The 17,085-nt window shown below is 46.5% G+C and carries 17 protein-coding genes and 1 riboswitch; of the genes, 9 read left to right on the forward strand and 8 right to left on the reverse strand.

Going from position 1 to position 17,085, the window contains the following annotated elements:
• Position 1 precedes the first annotated feature (1 nt).
• Positions 2-1,279, reverse strand: a complete 1,278-nt coding sequence (gene kynU, locus NOM72_RS11610) for a kynureninase (protein ID WP_174315905.1) — start codon at positions 1,277-1,279, stop codon at positions 2-4.
• A gap of 108 nt (positions 1,280-1,387) precedes the next feature.
• Here kynU and NOM72_RS11615 point away from each other — a divergent pair, with 108 nt between their 5' ends.
• The 3 genes from NOM72_RS11615 to NOM72_RS11625 are packed head-to-tail and all read left to right on the forward strand — an operon-like array spanning position 1,388 to position 3,082.
• Positions 1,388-2,017, forward strand: coding sequence for a TetR/AcrR family transcriptional regulator (locus tag NOM72_RS11615; protein WP_064300475.1), 630 nt, complete (start codon positions 1,388-1,390; stop codon positions 2,015-2,017).
• A 49-nt stretch (positions 2,018-2,066) separates the two neighbouring features.
• On the forward strand, positions 2,067-2,519 hold the full coding sequence (locus NOM72_RS11620) for a DUF4385 domain-containing protein (RefSeq protein WP_255999211.1): 453 nt from the start codon (positions 2,067-2,069) through the stop codon (positions 2,517-2,519).
• A 35-nt stretch (positions 2,520-2,554) separates the two neighbouring features.
• Positions 2,555-3,082: a DM13 domain-containing protein gene (locus tag NOM72_RS11625; protein WP_055969882.1), complete on the forward strand. Its 528-nt coding sequence runs from the start codon at positions 2,555-2,557 to the stop codon at positions 3,080-3,082.
• Positions 3,083-3,134: 52 nt separating this feature from the next.
• Here the strand turns inward: NOM72_RS11625 and NOM72_RS11630 are convergent, their stop codons facing one another.
• The 5 genes from NOM72_RS11630 to NOM72_RS11650 form a co-directional block, all read right to left on the reverse strand.
• On the reverse strand, positions 3,135-4,331 hold the full coding sequence (locus NOM72_RS11630) for an MFS transporter (RefSeq protein ID WP_255999212.1): 1,197 nt from the start codon (positions 4,329-4,331) through the stop codon (positions 3,135-3,137).
• 222 nt (positions 4,332-4,553) lie between these two features.
• Complete coding sequence (locus tag NOM72_RS11635) at positions 4,554-5,111, reverse strand: nitroreductase family protein (protein ID WP_255999213.1); 558 nt, start codon at positions 5,109-5,111, stop codon at positions 4,554-4,556.
• Between the two features lie 121 nt (positions 5,112-5,232).
• Positions 5,233-5,790 (reverse strand): hypothetical protein, encoded by a 558-nt coding sequence (locus NOM72_RS11640; protein ID WP_255999214.1) that lies wholly within the window; start codon positions 5,788-5,790, stop codon positions 5,233-5,235.
• 130 nt (positions 5,791-5,920) lie between these two features.
• Complete coding sequence (locus tag NOM72_RS11645) at positions 5,921-7,612, reverse strand: DHA2 family efflux MFS transporter permease subunit (RefSeq protein ID WP_035399224.1); 1,692 nt, start codon at positions 7,610-7,612, stop codon at positions 5,921-5,923.
• Between the two features lie 12 nt (positions 7,613-7,624).
• Complete coding sequence (locus tag NOM72_RS11650; RefSeq protein ID WP_023466730.1) at positions 7,625-8,281, reverse strand: HlyD family secretion protein; 657 nt, start codon at positions 8,279-8,281, stop codon at positions 7,625-7,627.
• Positions 8,282-8,473: 192 nt separating this feature from the next.
• Here NOM72_RS11650 and NOM72_RS11655 point away from each other — a divergent pair, with 192 nt between their 5' ends.
• Complete coding sequence (locus NOM72_RS11655) at positions 8,474-9,079, forward strand: TetR/AcrR family transcriptional regulator (protein ID WP_023466731.1); 606 nt, start codon at positions 8,474-8,476, stop codon at positions 9,077-9,079.
• A gap of 45 nt (positions 9,080-9,124) precedes the next feature.
• Here the strand turns inward: NOM72_RS11655 and NOM72_RS11660 are convergent, their stop codons facing one another.
• On the reverse strand, positions 9,125-10,216 hold the full coding sequence (locus tag NOM72_RS11660; RefSeq protein ID WP_235147612.1) for a diguanylate cyclase: 1,092 nt from the start codon (positions 10,214-10,216) through the stop codon (positions 9,125-9,127).
• A gap of 137 nt (positions 10,217-10,353) precedes the next feature.
• A complete protein-coding gene (locus NOM72_RS11665) occupies positions 10,354-10,809 on the reverse strand; it encodes a MarR family winged helix-turn-helix transcriptional regulator (RefSeq protein ID WP_023466733.1) in 456 nt (151 codons plus the stop codon).
• 165 nt (positions 10,810-10,974) lie between these two features.
• A riboswitch (Lysine riboswitch) is annotated at positions 10,975-11,163 on the forward strand.
• 132 nt (positions 11,164-11,295) lie between these two features.
• Here NOM72_RS11665 and NOM72_RS11670 point away from each other — a divergent pair.
• The 5 genes from NOM72_RS11670 to bcaP all read left to right on the forward strand — a co-directional run bounded on the left by NOM72_RS11670 (position 11,296) and on the right by bcaP (position 17,084).
• Positions 11,296-12,777 carry an amino acid permease gene (locus tag NOM72_RS11670; RefSeq protein WP_029343164.1) on the forward strand — a complete coding sequence of 494 codons (1,482 nt, stop codon included), beginning with the start codon at positions 11,296-11,298 and terminating at the stop codon, positions 12,775-12,777.
• An 80-nt stretch (positions 12,778-12,857) separates the two neighbouring features.
• Complete coding sequence (locus NOM72_RS11675) at positions 12,858-13,040, forward strand: hypothetical protein (protein ID WP_035399267.1); 183 nt, start codon at positions 12,858-12,860, stop codon at positions 13,038-13,040.
• A 69-nt stretch (positions 13,041-13,109) separates the two neighbouring features.
• Positions 13,110-14,057: a peptide-methionine (S)-S-oxide reductase MsrA gene (gene msrA / locus NOM72_RS11680; RefSeq protein WP_255999215.1), complete on the forward strand. Its 948-nt coding sequence runs from the start codon at positions 13,110-13,112 to the stop codon at positions 14,055-14,057.
• Between the two features lie 68 nt (positions 14,058-14,125).
• The gene (locus NOM72_RS11685; protein WP_023466741.1) at positions 14,126-15,439 is read left to right on the forward strand and encodes a DUF2252 domain-containing protein; all 1,314 of its coding nucleotides are present in this window, start codon (positions 14,126-14,128) and stop codon (positions 15,437-15,439) included.
• A gap of 208 nt (positions 15,440-15,647) precedes the next feature.
• Complete coding sequence (bcaP, locus tag NOM72_RS11690; RefSeq protein ID WP_255999216.1) at positions 15,648-17,084, forward strand: branched-chain amino acid transporter BcaP; 1,437 nt, start codon at positions 15,648-15,650, stop codon at positions 17,082-17,084.
• Position 17,085 lies beyond the last annotated feature (1 nt).

Consider the following 17,085-nt stretch of genomic DNA (forward strand, 5'->3'; position numbering starts at 1 on the left):
CTTAAGCAACGACTTCGCGTTCATTCGCGAAACGTTCGTATTCTTTATCTTTCATGATTCGTTTGAGTGTCGCGACGACGTCATAGACATCGGTGAACGTATTATAGAGCGCGACGGGTGCTAGACGGACGATGTTTGGCGCCCGGAAATCGGGGATAATCCGATTTTCCTTGAGTGCTTTACAGATCCGTGCTGCTTCCGGGTGCTCGAGGCTGAGATGCGCCCCGCGGCGTTTATCATCGATCGGATTTCCGATGACGAAACCGTACGGTGTGAGTTCCTGCTCGACGAGTTCCATCATGTACTGCGTCAACGCGAGTGATTTTGTCCGAACGGCTTCGATACCGACTTCGTCAAACATCTCTAATGCACCGATTTGTGGAGCGAGACTTAAGACGTGTGGTGTCCCGATTTGGAAAGCACCGGCATGCGCCGCCGGTGTCATCGTATGATCCATATCGAACTGCTTATCCTTCCGTGAACCGAACCAGCCTGTCAAACCAGGCAACGTTCCGAAATGACGTTCGTGGACGAATAATCCACCAACCGTTCCAGGACCACCGTTCAAGTGTTTGTAATTACACCAGTAGGCAAAGTCGACACCCCAGTCATGGAACGCGTGGGGAACGGCTCCGACGGAATGACAACCATCAAAACCAATCAGGATGCCGCGGTCGTGTGCCGCTTTCGTCAAACGCTCCATATCGAGAATTTGTCCACTTCGATAAAGCACGGCCGGCAAGACGATCAACGCGATATCATCCGTCATCGCGGCGATGATATCATCTTCTTCTAAAAAGCGACCATCCCGACTCGGTACTTGGATGAGGTGTGTCTCCGGGTCCAGGCCACGTAAGCGAAGTTGGCTTTGAAGGGCATAGATGTCTGACGGGAACGTCAGCGCGTCCGCTAAAATCTTGTCTCGACCTTCCGTTGGTTGGAAGAATGTCGCGACGAGTTGATGGAGATTGACGGTCGTCGAACCAGTGACCATGACTTCTTCTGCTTGTGCGCCGACGAGCGGAGCGTTGAGAGCAGCGAGACGTTCCGATAATTCGAACCAAGGATGACGTCCTTTCATCCAGCCATCGATCCCGAGTTCTTTCCAGTCTGATAGCGACTCGAGCAACGTCTTCTCGGCACGCTTCGACAATAAGCCGAGCGAGTTTCCGTCCATATAGATACTACCCGGTTGCAGATAAAACTCATCACGATAGGCGGCGAGTGTATCTTGCTCATCCCGAGCAACAGCATCGGTCCGTTTTGCTTGCAGTGTCATATGTCATCCTCCTCAAATGAATGCTCAATCAATTTTGACAAAAGCGTAGCAAACAAATTGACATTGTGTCAATATTATCGAATAGAGAAAACAAAAGGAGTGAAGGACATGTCATCTTCTCAACCAGAAAAAATCGATAAACGTCATCTGCGCACGGTGCGGACACGCGAGAAACTGTTGAGTGCGGCACGTGACGTCTTCTTAGAACAAGGGTTTCAAACGGCAACGATTTCACAAGTAATCAAACAAGCTGGCGTCGGCTACGGAACAGCCTATGTCCATTTCGAAGGGAAAGATGAGCTGCTCGTCGTCCTGATGGAAGATGTCATGAGCCGCTTCCACGCGATCGCGGAACGAACATTCGAACCGACGACGCCGCTAGAGGCAAAGGAACGCATCGTGACGCAAGCGACGGATTTCTTACGTCTCGCGGAAGAAGAACGAGCGATACTACGGATTGTCGAGCAAGCAATCGGCGTGTCTTACATCGTCCGTGCAAAATGGAAAGCGATTCGGGAACGGTTCATTGATCGGATCAGTCAGGATATCCAGTATGCGCAGGAGACAGGACTTGCGCGGCAGGATGTAGACTCGAAACTCGTCGCCCGTGGTTGGTTCTTTGCGAATGAGATGTATTTATTCGAAGTCGTCCGTGAAGAGGCGACAGCGACGATCGAAGAGATTGCGCACGTCTTAGCGACGATTTATACGCAAGGACTCTACCGGATCGAGGATTGATGAACGGACGGGAAGGGAACGTTTCGAAGTAGAAGGGAGCGTGACCGGGATGCCGTTTGATTACGATCTCGATTTCAAGACGACGGATTTTCGTAAGGAGCCGGAAAAGTACCGGGTTGGACGCGGGGAGCAAGGGGTCTTACTCGTCGAACCTTACAAAAGTGAGATTTTGCCGCATTGGCGTTTTAAGACGCCGGACATCGCGAAGGAATCGTCTGAGAAAATTTATGAGATGTATTTAGCTTATAAAGAAGACGGAGACTTCGTCGGCATGGATATGGCGCGGAAGTTCATTCAGATGGGACATACGCGCGCACGACGTTACGCGAACTACAAGGGTGGGCGTAAATATAAAGATAAAGAGACCAAAGAATTACACACGCGCGAGATTGACGAAGAAAAAGCAAAATCTGCGTCCATCTTCCAAGAAAAATGGGATTTGATCCGGGCGGATGAAGAGTATTTGGCATTAAAACGGGAACATCAAAAACAATACGGTTAAACGGCAGTCATGCTTTCTCTCAATGGAGGAATGGAGTGGAGACGGTGCGAACAGGATCGAAAATTATCGTCGGAATCGTCATTGTTTGCGTACTGGCTTTAGTTTGGTGGCTCGCATCACCTCTTTTTTTGAATGAATCAGTCGATGAAGGACTGCCGCCAGGTTCTTCAACAGTGGAACAAAAGGAGGAGGAAAACAACTCCGAAACGTCACAACCTTCTCCTGAAGAAACGGAAGCTGAATTATCAGGCCAATTCATGGACGGTGAAAAAAATTACAAAACATCAGGGAACATCAAGACGCTAACTGTAGACGATACGTTGTATCTACGTTTTGAAGATTTTCAAACGACGAATGGTCCGGATTTGTTTGTGTACTTGATCGAGCCCGGTGAAGATACAGCAGACGGCATTCGTCTCGGCACCTTAAAAGGAAATCAAGGAAATCAGAACTATATGATTCCAAAAGACGTCGATTTGACGAAACATAGCCGTGTCGTCATTTGGTGTCGTGCTTTTGATGCTGACTTTGGAACAGGTGATTTAAAAGCAATGAATGAATGAAAAAGCAATGCGCTTCCGAATAAAAAATCGGGAACGCATTACTTTTTTGACGTTAAGAAGTTTGTTCGACTTTTTTAATTAAACGCGATTGACGTTTCTGCCAGATGAACGATCCGATGAACGTCACGACGAGGAAAATCAGACCGAGTGCAAACGGATAGAGAATGTTGACGTCATACAGGACACCTGCAAGCGTCGGTCCGAGTACGTTCCCTATGCTCATGTAGGCGTTGTTCATTCCCATAGCAAAGCCTTGCTCATTACCAGCGAGCTTTGAAATCATCGTATTCAAGACGGGACGTAAAATCGATGTCGCAAGGAAGATGACGAGGGTAATCGCAAAGAATCCACCGTAACTTGATGTCAATAATGACAACAGGAAACCGAGTGCTGCGATGAACAGGAATAGGTTCAAGACCTTTCCTTCTCCGAGACTACGTGACAGCTTATCGACGATGAAGATTTGAGCAATGACGCTGATGATACCGGTCGACGTTACCATGATCGCGATGTCCTTCGGTGAAGCACCGAATTGGTCATCGACGAATAGACCAAGTACTGATTCGTATGCCATGAGACCGAAGCTCATGACGAGTGTAATGACGAGCGGTACGAAGTACGGTTTCTTAAACGACGTGCCGAGTTTTCGAAGCATCGACCCTTCGTCTGGTGCCATCGCTGTCGTATCGTGTTTTTCGCTTTCTTGAAGTAACAGGACGCTGAACAAGACGGCTGCCCCTGAGACGATCGCTGAGACGAGTAGTGGCAATTTTAAGTCGTATTCGGCAAGGAATCCACCAATTCCAGGACCGATGACGATTCCGAGTGACATCGCAGCTGAGACGTAACTGTTTCCTTTTGCGCGCTGATCCATCGTCGTGATGTCCGCGACGTAAGCAAAAATTGCGGGAATCAGGAGTGCAGCACCGGCACCACCGATTGCGCGCGAGATGTAGAGGACCGTGACGGAATTGGAGAAGTAGAAGACGAACATCGAGAGCGTCAAGCCGATCAATCCATAGATGATCATCTTGCGACGACCGTATTGGTCCGCCCATTTTCCGGCAATCGGTGACATGACGAGTTGTGCTCCGGCAAAGATGGCGATCATTAATCCAGCCGCCGTTCCACCCTGTCCAATCGATGCTAAGTAAGCGGGTAGAATCGGAATGATGATCCCGAAGCTCCCGACCGCAATGAACATGTTGATCATGAGGACCGTTAATTTTTTTCGTTGATCCGCGTGCAAGGGGACCCCTTCTTTCGACCCGCTTTCTGTAAGCGGTTATTTGTTTCACCTTCATAATCTTAGATTCAAGCTAAATCACCTGTCAATCATGAAGGGTTTCTCTAACAGAAAAACGTTCCGATTGCGTCTCCGTTTGGGGAGAGAGACGTCATCGGAACGTTTTTATTTTTGAATTGGGGCTTGATTGGCGCGAGCAGGGGTAGCTCGCAGAATGCGCACCTCTTAAAAGTGCGTCAACTTGTCCTTTGCGGACGTTCTCGGTTTGACAGGTGGAACGATGGCAGGCCAGCCGATTTGAATGACGCCGAGAACGCGTTCGTTTTCAGAAGCGTCAACGAGTGAGGCATACTCTGGTGTGAACCAGTGTTTTCCGCTCTTCCAGCAACACCCAAGACCTCGTTCTGTTGCTACCAACTGCAGATTTTGAATCATCGCAGCCGTTGCGAGAGTATCCTCTAGCTGTTGATCCGGTGTCCCTTGTACCTGACAAAGTACCGTTAAATAAACTGGGACTTCCCGTAATTTTTGTTCAGCCTGTTGACGTTGTTCAGACATTTTCGTCTCGAATTGACCACGCGCCGTTAGTAACTCCATTAAGGCATCGACATACCGTGTTTGTCCGTCTTCGATTGCGAGAACAAAGCGCCAAGGCTCTCGTAATTTATGATTCGGAGCATAAATCGCTGTATCGAGTAATGCTTCTACCAATTCGACCGGAACCGGTTGTTCCGTGTAGGATCGGATCGAGCGGCGTGTTTCAATCACTTGTTGGGCATGCATCCGTTTCATCTCCTCACTGAGTACTTTTTCACTATAAATGATAACGATTATCATTGTCAACGTTATTTATCAGAAAACAAAAAGACGATTCCCAAGAGGAAATCATCTTTCGTTTTCGTATTTAAGAGGCTTTTCGTTCCTCGTCTTGATCTTGAGCAACGGTCGTTAGCTTCTTTTTCATGAGGCGAATCTGATATAGGGCAAATAGATAATGAGCGAAATAAATCGTAAAACCAAGGAAAATCGTTAACGCTACATGAATTTGAACGCCAGGAACAGCATGAAGCTGAATGAAGAGTAAGACAGCCATTGCCATCGTATAAAGCACCATTTCCACCGATTGTGGCATGACGCGTTGACGTTTTAAGAAAAAGGAACGCATGAGTGGCAGGACGACGAGACTGACGAGACGATCAACCAGTCCGATGACGAGCACGCTGATCACCATCGCTAAACCATTTTCAAAAGCGATTAACCGTGGGAAGACAAGATAAGTGACGAGTAATAGTGGTCCAACTAATAAAAAGATTGAAATCGAGGCACGTGCGAATACGAAGAGCCCGTTGACACTTGTTAAAAAGGCACGAACGATCTTTTGTGACCAAGGGGATGGTCGACCAACTTGCCAAGCAAAACAACAAGCAAAGATGAACGCATAAAATTGCAGAAAGGCAACCATAAAGCATCTCCTTTAGATATGAAACTCATTGTCCCTAGTGTATCGATTTTAAGGCTGAAGTGCAAAGAAGAACTTTTCGTAAAGTATAAGAAAAGACCAGCTGATAGGACATCAACTGGTCTGTCGTCAATCAATCCAGATTCGGTTCTTTTTTTCCGTGCAAGAAGAAGGACAGAATCAGTGCAAGCGCAGATAAGACGGTCGCAATCCAGAACGCATCGGTGATCCCTTGGATCGTCGCTTGTTTCGTCAGCATCGTAAACCAACTCGTCGAAGCAGCTTGTGAGCTACCAAGCTGTTGACCAAGATCGTTTAAATGTTGCGAAAGCGTCGGGTCGAGCGTCGTGAACTGATTCGCATCGTCTGCCAAGTGAGCCGTCGTTTGACGGGTCATGACAGTGACGAGAATTGCCGTTCCGATGGAGCCGGCGACTTGACGAAGTGTGTTTTGGGTCGCGTTTCCGTGCGGGATCATCTTCATCGGTAAAGCGTTCATACCAGCAGTCATGATCGGCATCATGATGAATGCCATACCGAATGACCGAAGCATGTAGATACCCATGATGGAATAATACGACGTATCCATGTTTAATTGCGTCAATTCCCATGTTCCGTACGTCATCAACGTCAAACCGAAGATAGCAAGCGGACGAATCCCGAAGCGGTCAAATAAACGACCGGCAATCGGACCAGTGATCCCCATGATCAATGAACCTGGTAAAAGGAGAAGACCGGAGTCAACCGGTGAAAATCCGCGGATACTTTGAAGATAGATCGGTAAGAGCAACATGCCGCCGAACAAGGCCATCGTAACGATGACATTGATGAAGAGCGTGAAAGAAAATTCCGGCACCTTCAACACACGAATGTTCAGCATTGGATCTTCCATCGAAAGTTCACGCATTGCAAAAGCCGCAATCCCGATTAAACCGATGACGATCGTACTGATGACGATTGGGCTATCCCAGCCATCATTCCCAGCTTCACTGAAACCATAAAGGAGACTACCGAACCCAATCGTACTGAATAAGACACCAAGTGCATCAAAAGATGGTTTTGAGAGTGGCTGCGTCAGACGGAACCAGGCTGCACCGAGTAACAACGTCACTAATCCAAAGAACGACATCGCATAAAACATGACGTGCCAGTCATAGTTTTGGATGACATATCCCGTGATTGTTGGTCCGACAGCTGGAGCGAGAATCATCGCGATCCCGAGCATCCCCATGGCGGCTCCACGCTTATGAGGTGGGAACAACGTCATGAAGACGTTTGATCCAAGCGGCATCAAGATACCAGCACCTGCTGCCTGAACGACACGCCCAATCATCATGACCGGGAAGTTCATCGCCATCGAACAAATGATTGATCCGAAGAAAAAGAGTGTCATCGAAGCGAGGAACAATTGGCGGAACGTATAACTGCGCATCAAAAAGGCACTGATCGGAATTAAGATTCCGTTGACGAGCATGAAGCCCGTCGTCAACCACTGAGCAGTAGATGTTGAAACGTTGAAGTCATTGATCAGAACCGGCAACGCGACATTAATCAACGTTTGGTTCAAAATAGCAATAAACATACCAATCAGTAAAACCGTCAATACTTTCGGAATACTAACGTTTTCAGTTGAAACTTGTTTTTGAGGTGTTGCGATCGGAGGTGTCACGGACATCGTCGGTTCCGCCTCGAGGGATTCCTCAAGCGTCGGTCCGTCCGTCGCCAGTGCCATGTCGGATGGGCGACTTCGACGGGCAACCCAGTTGACACCGATGATGATCAGAATCGTGAACGCACTGTATCCGAACAAGAAGGTAGTAGACATGAACGTCCCTCCTTAATCCTTATGAATGCGGACGGTCACATTCATACCAGGTCGAATGTCGAGTGATTTTTCTTGCGAGAGTGAGACTTTAACTGGAATGACTTGTGCGACTTTCGTGTAGTTCGCGTTTCCGTTTGAAGAAGGCATCATGGAGAACGTCGAAGCCGTCGTCATACCGATTTGCTCGACTTCACCAGAAAGTGTCGTGTCCGGGTAGCTGTCGACATAGACATCCACTGTTTGTCCGACTTTGATTTCATCGATTTCTGTTTCTTCGATGTTCGCTGTGACCCAAAGGTCGTTTAAGTCAAAACCATAGGCGAGAGGTGTACCTGCTGCGACGAAGCCGTTCTTTGTCGCCATCGACTGAACGATCGTTGCTTTTGAGGGCATTGAAACCGAGAAGTCCGTCGGTTTTTGTCCGGCTTGTGCCGTCATGACGTGTCCGACTGTTGCCCCACTGGCAAGTGATTCGCCTGTTTTCGCAGACCAGTCCGTTAATTTACCAGCGCTTGGGCTCGCAACTGTTATCATCTTACCGTCGATTTTCGCATTGTCTGTTTTGACATAGCTCGTTGCTTGATCGTAATAGTAGTATCCGACAACACCACCACCGATTAAAACGATGAGTGTCACGATATTGATGATCAATAATTTTTTCATACTCATGGGTGTGTTAGCATCCTTTCTTGTGTACAATCGATTCAAAAAAAGTACTCCTCTGGGGGGAGGAGTAATTAATATAGTTAATTATATGGATCGTTAGCTAACAAACAACCGACAATTTCCGACAAAATGTTGGAAAAATAGATGATAACGGATTCATTAATGAAAAGATGATGAAAAAGGAGTGAAATATGGATGAATGAGAGCCGTGATCCCCGACCAAAACGGTCACGTGACCGTATTACAATGGAATTATTTCGTTTACTGAAGACGCACAGCTTTTCAAGTATTACTGTCAAAATGCTGACGGATGGAGCCGGTGTGAATCGTTCAACCTTCTACGCACACTATACGGATAAGTATGATTTGCTCGACCAAATCGTTGAGGAGCAAATGAAGGCACTTGAACAAGCGATTCGGATCACGGGTACAGGAACTGTCTTTCCGACAGTCGAGCAGGTGAGTCGCTATTTTGCTCGTTTGTTCATTCATATCGAAGAAAATGAATTATTCTATCAGACGATGCTCGTTCAAGGACCGATCAAAACGTTCATCTCTCGTTTTCTCGATACATTGAAAGAGAATTATCGAATTGTGTTTCGACCGCAAATCACAGAAGAAGCTACGTTCGTCGATCGGGACTTATTATTAAACTATGTCATTGGTGGACAGTTGGGATTGTTGATTTCGTGGTTACGAAACGGTCGACCGTATTCATCAGAATACATGGCAGAACAATTAAGTCGGATGATTGTCTTTGGAACGGTTGAAAGCATCGGTTTTCCTAAAGAGACGGAATGAATACGTAAAAGAAAAGACACTCCCCTACGGAAGTGTCCAATCAGTTTAAGCTTGTCGGAATGCAAGTTCTTTCGTATAGATCGTACTCCGGTTCCGTCCGCTTTCTTTTGAGTAATACAACGCTTTATCTGCCTGTTGTAATGCTTCAAGTGACGTATGCGAACCACTGGAATGGGAAATCCCAAGTGAGATCGTGATTTGCAGATCAGGTACATCTGCTGTCGGGAACAGGTTACGTGCGACCGTCAGCCGAGCTAGTTCTGCTATTTTTTGCGCTTCTTTCGCTGAAGTACTTGGTAAGATGATTAAAAATTCTTCACCACCGTACCGTCCGACGAGGTCGTCTGGACGCGTTAAGGAAGCGAGAGTCATGCCGAGTTGGCGTAACACATCATCGCCCGCATCATGACCATATGTATCATTGACATGCTTGAAGAAATCGATATCGATGAGTACAAGCGAATAGCCTTGGTCGGTCGAACCGACAAGCGAAAGCGAGTCATCCAGACGACGACGATTGGCGAGCCCTGTCAAAGCATCCGTCATGGCGAGTTTCTGCTGATACTGGATGTTTTCGAAGTGACGGCGTAATTCCGTCAGTAATCGATAAGCGACAAAGCCAGCTAATAAATTAAAGAAGACGTACGCAATCGAGATTTTAAAGAATGTCGACCAGCTGTTCGTCAGGATGTAGATGGCGGGTAACGAATAGAGAATACCGACCAACACCATAAGCTGAAAATGACGCATCGAGACATGGATGAATCGACGAATGATCCCAATCGTCGTGATGAACAAGACGATGATCAACGTCGATAAATAAAATCCTTCCATTTGATCAACTGGTGTTAAAAAGTAACGTGTCCCGATGATCATTGCACCAGCAACGATGGCGCTTGGGAAACCACCGATCAGCATGGCGATCGCGACAGGAACGATACGTAAATCAACACGGGCGACGTCGATTTGGATCCCGTTAAACATCAATAAAACCGCAATCAGACCAGAGACTGCTCCGAGTATAAGTCGAATGCTCCATTTGGAGTTCAATGAAATACGCGGTTGATTCCGAAACGGTAAGAACAAGAGAGTAATCGTTGTGAACAGTAGACAAAAGTTAATGATGAATTGATTCATGATGGCCAACAAATCCTCCCAACTCCCCCAGCTAACAGATTTCCATATATATACTTCCAGTATACTCAAGTAGATAACGGTTAGACATAGAGAAATCTTTAGACAAAATAGAAAAAACGGTAGAAAATCTACCGTTTTTAAGAAGATGAAGTAAGAGTATCCTCATCCATCGTCTGTAAAATTTTATCAAATACACGAATCATCGTTTCGAGCTCTTCTTCCGTCAATGTACCGAAGCGATCTTGTAAATAGTTTTTCCGAACGATTTCGAGATCTCGAAATGCACGTTCCCCGTCCTCCGTCAAAGCGAGGACGATCGAACGACGATCTTCCGTCGAACGTGTCCGTGTGACGTATCCTTGTTTATACAGCTTATCCGTTAAAGCAGTGACTTGACTCGTCGCGAGCTCAAATTGTTCCGCGAGAAGCGTCGGGCGCTGAGGCCCATTTTCAGAAAGGCTTCGTAAGATGAAAAATTCACTCCGGGTCGCCGTTCCTTCAAATAGCCGGTTAAGTTCACGTCGCAGGGTACGAAGAATGACACGCATTTGTTCTTCGAGTCGATAAGTTAGCAAATCACGTTCCTGTGGCATGCAAGCAGCATCCTTTCTCTCAGTGGACTTCTACCATTTAGTGTACTAAACATATCGGATTTTTACCATCTACTACCCCAGATTCGAAAAAGGCAATTGACAATTTCGTGGCGTTTTGTGTAATATGGCGTAGTAATAACTAACTTAATTCAGTTCTCACTCAACCAGTGGGATGGAGGTTGCAGTTCTTAAGAGTACGGTTACGGATGTCGTCAAGCGACAGATGAAGTGACCTGAAAGGAAGAATTGCCGAAATCAATCATCGCTTTGAAGATGATCGATTGGGATTAGATCGAATAGGTCTAATACTGTCACAAGTCGGGTATCACTTACTTGTGGAGAGCTATCTTTCACGACGGTAGAATGAGGCGCATCCATTTTATTATGTTGCGTTCTCATCTTCCATCTGGAAGATGAGGACGCTTTTTGTTTTTTTCATTCAAAAAGTGTCCTCTCAAAAAATCTAAACAGAGAGAAGCGAACGAAATGAACAATCTAGATGTAAAACAAACAACAGATTCGACAGCAGAAGGATTAAAACGTGGATTACAGGCCCGTCATATGTCGATGATCGCCATCGGTGGGGCAATCGGAACAGGACTCTTCATTGCGTCCGGTGCTTCCGTCGCAGCAGCAGGACCAGGTGGGGCGCTCCTATCGTATGCAATCGTTGGTCTGATGGTCTACTTCCTGATGACAAGTCTTGGTGAAATGGCGGCGTACATGCCGGTCGCTGGATCCTTCTCGACATATGGAACGAAATTCGTCGATCCATCATTCGGCTTTGCACTTGGCTGGAACTACTGGTACAACTGGGCAGTCACGATCGCAGTCGAACTCGTCGCAGCACAAATTGTTATGACGTATTGGTTCCCGGACGTTCCTGGATTTTATTTCAGTGCTTTGTTCCTCTTACTCATGATTGGCTTGAACTACTTCTCCGTTAAAGGATTCGGAGAAGCGGAGTATTGGTTCGCCATGATTAAAGTCGTTACCGTTATCGTCTTCTTAGTCGTCGGTGTTGCGATGATTTTCGGTGTCTTTACATCGGAGCCACCGGTTGGCTTTAAAAACTTTGCTCTTGGCGATGCGCCGTTCGTCGGTGGGATTCCTGCCGTCATCGGTATCATTCTCGTTGCCGGATTCAGTTTCCAAGGTACAGAACTGGTCGGGATTGCAGCGGGTGAATCGGAAGATCCGAAAAAGAATGTTCCAAAAGCAGTCAAACAAGTCTTCTGGCGCATCTTGCTTTTCTACGTCTTCGCGATTTTTGTCATCGGAATGCTCATTCCGTATACAAGTCCGAACTTGGTTTCGAATGACATTACGGACGTAGCGGTTAGTCCGTTTACGCTCGTCTTTGAAAAAGCAGGTCTTGCGTTCTCAGCAGCACTCATGAACGCCGTCATCTTGACGTCTGTTCTATCTGCCGGAAACTCAGGTATGTATGCTTCGACACGGATGCTGTACACACTGGCGCGTCAAGGGGATGCACCGAAGTTATTCGCAAAAGTATCGAAAAACGGTGTACCGCGTAACGCTTTGCTCGCAACAGGTGCGGTCGGTGCTCTCTGTTTCTTGACGTCGATGTTTGGTGGACAAGTCTACTTGTGGTTACTCAATGCTTCCGGGATGACAGGATTCATCGCATGGCTCGGGATTGCGATCAGTCACTATCGTTTCCGTAAAGGATTCGTTGCACAAGGTCACTCGTTGAAAGACTTACCATATGTTGCACCAGCGTTCCCGTTCGGTCCGCTGTTCGCATTCGGTCTTTGTTTCCTCGTCATCGTCGGTCAAAACTATGCCGCATTCCTCGCTGATCAAATTGATTGGGTCGGAATTGCCGCAACGTATGTTGGTATTCCATTATTCCTTGCCTTCTGGTTAGGACATAAATTCAAAAACCGGACGTCAATCGTTCGTTATGACGAGATGGACTTCCCAGAACATCCACGTCAATCTTAATCATTGAGCCACCTTCAAATGAAGGTGGCTTTTTAGATGTCGCTTCAAGTAAGATGAAAGAAAAACAGGAGGCGATCTTCGTGAATTACTGGTACCACTTTAAGCGTGCCTTCTTACCGATCGCATTATTGCTTGTGACGCTAGCCTTATACCAAATGATTTATCGTTTGAATAACATCTGGTATTCGCTTGGAGGACTTCTCCTTGTCTTTGCGGCGATTTACTTCGTCATGCGTCGTCTAAAAGCGAACCCAGAGGATTGAATGAGCAGGAAAGTCGAGTCCATTCTCTGAACGCGGTAAAATAGACACATACAGAGGAGGGGAAGATAGATGGCAAAAGCAATATTTGCAGGTGGTTGTTTCTGGTGCATGGTCAAGCCATTCCATAAATATGATGGGGTAGAGCAGGTCATTTCAGGATATACCGGTGGTCATACAGAGAACCCGACTTATAAAGAGGTCTGTTCGGAAACGACAGGTCACTTGGAGGCGGTTGAAGTCACGTACGATCCGTCCGTCATTACGTACGAAGAATTACTCGAGATCTTCTGGCGTCAAATCGATCCGACAGATGGTGGAGGTCAATTCAATGACCGTGGTGAATCATACCAACCGGCTATCTTTTATGTCGATGAAGCACAGCGTGAAGCAGCTGAACGTTCGAAAGCAGCGCTTGACGCATCAGGACGCTTCTCGCGTCCAGTCGCGGTAGAGATTCGTCCAGAAAAACCGTTCTGGCCAGCTGAAGAATATCACCAAGATTATTATAAAAAGAATCCGTTCCGTTATCAGATGTATAGTGTCGGCTCAGGTCGCGCAAAATTCATCAAAGAAGCGTGGAAGGATCATGGTAAAGAGAAAGAGCTGAAACAGCGCCTGACACCGATTCAGTATAAAGTCACACAAGAGAACGGGACAGAGCCTGCTTTCCGTAATGAATACTGGGATGAAGAACGTCCAGGTCTATATGTCGATATCGTTGACGGGACACCACTCTTTACGTCAAAAGATAAATTCCAGTCAAACTGCGGTTGGCCAAGCTTCGCCAAACCAATCTCAGAAGACAAGATGGAAGTCGAACTCGATACGAGTCATGGGATGACACGGACAGAAGTTCGCTCTGCGAGTGCAGATAGTCACCTCGGTCATATCTTTGATGATGGTCCAACGGAACTCGGTGGACTTCGATACTGTATCAACTCAGCGGCGTTACGATTTATTCCGCTCGAGGAGCTTGATTCGGCAGGATATGGGGAATATAAAAAACATTTCGAGTAACACACAAGGAGTAGTCAAACGATTTCGTTTTGACTGCTCTTTTTTACAATTCGAGAGGAGTGGATAGAATGTTTCAGCCCGTGTATGAAGAAATCCGACAGATGACGATTGCGAAGGTCCTTGATTTTTATGATCATGAAATTCGTCAACTTAACGAGGCGGCACGACAAGAAAAGTACGACAAAATGAGTTTGAGTCCGTTTCGCTTTTTCCGAGGAAGTTCGCATCTTTTTTATTATGATGTCACTCGCATTCCACTCGGTTTTGATACACCGCAGGATAAACCGACCTGGATTCAAGGTGATCTTCACTTTGAAAACTTCGGTGTTCATGGAAATGCGAAGGGGGAAATCATCTACGACGTCAATGACTTTGATGAAGGGTACTTAGGTTCTTATCTATATGATTTAATTCGAATGGCAGTGTCTGTTCGATTGTTTGCAGAAGAGGCGGGCTACGACCCAGCACCTGCCATCCAAAATTACGTCTTTAAATACTTACATGATTTAAAAAAATATGCGTCCGGAAAAGATCCAAGTGATGTTTGCTTTACAAGAGACAATACAAAAGGACCGATTAAAAAGTTGATCAAAAAAGCAGAAAAAAAACGTGAGGAATTAATGGGAGAGCGAACAGAAATCATCAATGGAACAAGACGATTTCGTGCGTTACCCGACATGGAAATAGTGGATGACGCAACAGTAAAAGCCATCCAAGGTGCTTGGTATTCTTATATCGAGACGATTGATACGGAGGATCGGCGAACAGAATCCTTTTATACAATCAAGGATATTGTACGTAAACTAGATAGTGGAACGGCATCGATTGGTCTTGAACGCTACTATCTCCTTATTGAGGGAGAAGGCGGCGAAGAAGATTTGATTCTTGAAATGAAACAGGCACAAACTTCTGTCCCTTCGTTATTTTTACCCGTCTATCGTCCAGAAGCTGAAGCGATTCATCAAGGGAGACGAATCATCACTTCACAAAAAGCGATGCAAGCACATGAAGATCCGTATCTCGGTTATTTAACGATAGATGGTAAAGAATATTATGTACGTGAACGTTCGCCATATAAGAAAAAATTAAAGGCGAAGCACATAAAAAGTCAGGAAGACCTTGAAAACGTTCTTTGTATTCAAGGTCAAATTACCGCAAAAATCCATGCACGGGCGGATCAGGATGCTGGTATTAAAGAAAAAGTTTTAACGCATCATGCGGACGTCGAAATCATCCAGGCCATCGGTGTTTCAGATACTGCTTTCTTAGAACAAATCGAGCGTTGGTCAAGTGCGTATGTTGAGCGAACAAAGCTGGATTATCAAGTGTTTTTAGAGTGGATCAAGGCACGTAAAGAAGCTACCAAAACAATCGAATCCTGAATCATTCAAGGGGTGTGTAACAGCAGTTACACATCCCTTATTTTTGAAGAGAATTTTATTCTTTAGCAGATGAAAGCGTCAGTCAAAAAACAAATAGGTATAATGACCTATATCAATTTATCAGAAAACTTCGTAAATTTTTGATTAAGTTCTTGCGAACGACTCGCTTCGTAAGACAAATAAAAAAAGATATAGGGGGAAGTACATCATGAGTTTGACGCGGAAAAAAGATGTTTCCGCTATGATTGCTGCAAGTAAACGCAATAGTGGACTTGCTCGAAATCTTGGCGCGATGGATTTAACGTTTTTAGGAATTGGCGCCATCATCGGAACCGGAATCTTCGTGTTGACGGGAACAGGAGCTTTAACTGCAGGACCAGGACTTATCGTATCCTTCATTCTATCTGCTATCGCCTGTGGTCTAGCTGCTCTTGCTTACGCTGAATTCGCATCAACGATTCCGGTCAGTGGATCCGTCTATACGTACACGTATGCGACGATGGGTGAGATCTTCGCTTGGATCATCGGCTGGAACTTAATCCTTGAATATGGACTCGCCTCCAGTGCCGTTGCAGCCGGATGGTCTGGGTATTTCCAGTCCTTGCTCGCAGGATTCAATATTCATATTCCTACGGCACTCTCAGCAGCTCCAGGAGCAGTCGAGGGGGCCAAGACATACTTCAACCTTCCAGCATTCTTAATCCTCTTTGCCATTACGGCATTGTTGTCGATGGGAATCAAGGAAACGAAACGTGTCAACAACATCATGGTCGTCATCAAGGTCGCAGTCGTCATTCTCTTCATCGTTGTTGGTGTCGGCTACGTTGAGCCATCGAACTGGACACCGTTCACACCATTTGGTTGGGGAGGCGTCTTCTCGGGTGCCGCAATCGTCTTCTTCGCGTACATCGGCTTTGATGCCGTCACATCAGCAGCTGAAGAAGTCCGCGATCCGCAAAAAAACTTGCCACGCGGGATCATCGGTTCACTCGCTGTTTGTACAGTCCTTTACGTCATCGTCGCAGCCATCATGACGGGTATCGTACCGTACCAACAATTTGCTGGTGTCGATCATCCAGTCTCACTTGCGATTCAAATGGCCGGTCAAAGCTGGGTAGCTGGATTCATCGATCTCGGTGCGATCCTCGGGATCACAACAGTCATTCTCGTCATGACTTACGGAATGGTGCGTCTTGCATTCGCCATCTCGCGTGACGGAATGTTCCCGAAAGTGTTCTCTGAAGTGCATCCGAAGTACCAAACACCATTCAAGGCGACGTGGATGATTGGATTAGGTAGTTCACTCGTTGCTGGATTCGTTCCGCTCGATGTCATTGCGAATCTCGTCAACATGGGTACACTGGCAGCATTCGTCTTGATTTCCGTCGCTGTCTTGGTTCTTCGCAAGACACAGCCGGATCTCCCGCGTGCGTTCAAATGTCCTGGTATGCCATATGTGCCAATCGCAGCGATTGCTTCTTGTCTCTTCTTGATGTTCAACTTGAAACTCGAAACATGGATCGCGTTCGTGATCTGGCTCGCAATCGGTTTAGTACTCTACTTCGCCTTTGCGCGTAAGAGTTCGAACCTGCATCCCGGAAATATGCCAGCGGCTGAACTCGCTGCTTCAAAAGAAGAACAGTAAC

Source organism: Exiguobacterium sp. LL15 (assembly GCF_024436095.1).
Taxonomy (GTDB): Bacteria; Bacillota; Bacilli; order Exiguobacteriales; family Exiguobacteriaceae; genus Exiguobacterium_A; species Exiguobacterium_A indicum.

Bases quoted from the DNA above. Each gene is read 5' to 3' on its own strand.
- kynU (WP_174315905.1), bottom strand. From the start codon at position 1,279: ATGACACTGCAAGCAAAACGGACCGATGCTGTTGCTCGGGATGAGCAA.
- NOM72_RS11615 (WP_064300475.1), top strand. From the start codon at position 1,388: ATGTCATCTTCTCAACCAGAAAAAATCGATAAACGTCATCTGCGCACG.
- NOM72_RS11620 (WP_255999211.1), top strand. From the start codon at position 2,067: ATGCCGTTTGATTACGATCTCGATTTCAAGACGACGGATTTTCGTAAG.
- NOM72_RS11635 (WP_255999213.1), bottom strand. From the start codon at position 5,111: ATGCATGCCCAACAAGTGATTGAAACACGCCGCTCGATCCGATCCTAC.
- NOM72_RS11640 (WP_255999214.1), bottom strand. From the start codon at position 5,790: ATGGTTGCCTTTCTGCAATTTTATGCGTTCATCTTTGCTTGTTGTTTT.
- NOM72_RS11645 (WP_035399224.1), bottom strand. From the start codon at position 7,612: ATGTCTACTACCTTCTTGTTCGGATACAGTGCGTTCACGATTCTGATC.
- NOM72_RS11650 (WP_023466730.1), bottom strand. From the start codon at position 8,281: ATGAGTATGAAAAAATTATTGATCATCAATATCGTGACACTCATCGTT.
- NOM72_RS11655 (WP_023466731.1), top strand. From the start codon at position 8,474: ATGAATGAGAGCCGTGATCCCCGACCAAAACGGTCACGTGACCGTATT.
- NOM72_RS11660 (WP_235147612.1), bottom strand. From the start codon at position 10,216: ATGAATCAATTCATCATTAACTTTTGTCTACTGTTCACAACGATTACT.
- NOM72_RS11665 (WP_023466733.1), bottom strand. From the start codon at position 10,809: ATGCCACAGGAACGTGATTTGCTAACTTATCGACTCGAAGAACAAATG.
- NOM72_RS11670 (WP_029343164.1), top strand. From the start codon at position 11,296: ATGAACAATCTAGATGTAAAACAAACAACAGATTCGACAGCAGAAGGA.
- msrA (WP_255999215.1), top strand. From the start codon at position 13,110: ATGGCAAAAGCAATATTTGCAGGTGGTTGTTTCTGGTGCATGGTCAAG.
- NOM72_RS11685 (WP_023466741.1), top strand. From the start codon at position 14,126: ATGTTTCAGCCCGTGTATGAAGAAATCCGACAGATGACGATTGCGAAG.
- bcaP (WP_255999216.1), top strand. From the start codon at position 15,648: ATGAGTTTGACGCGGAAAAAAGATGTTTCCGCTATGATTGCTGCAAGT.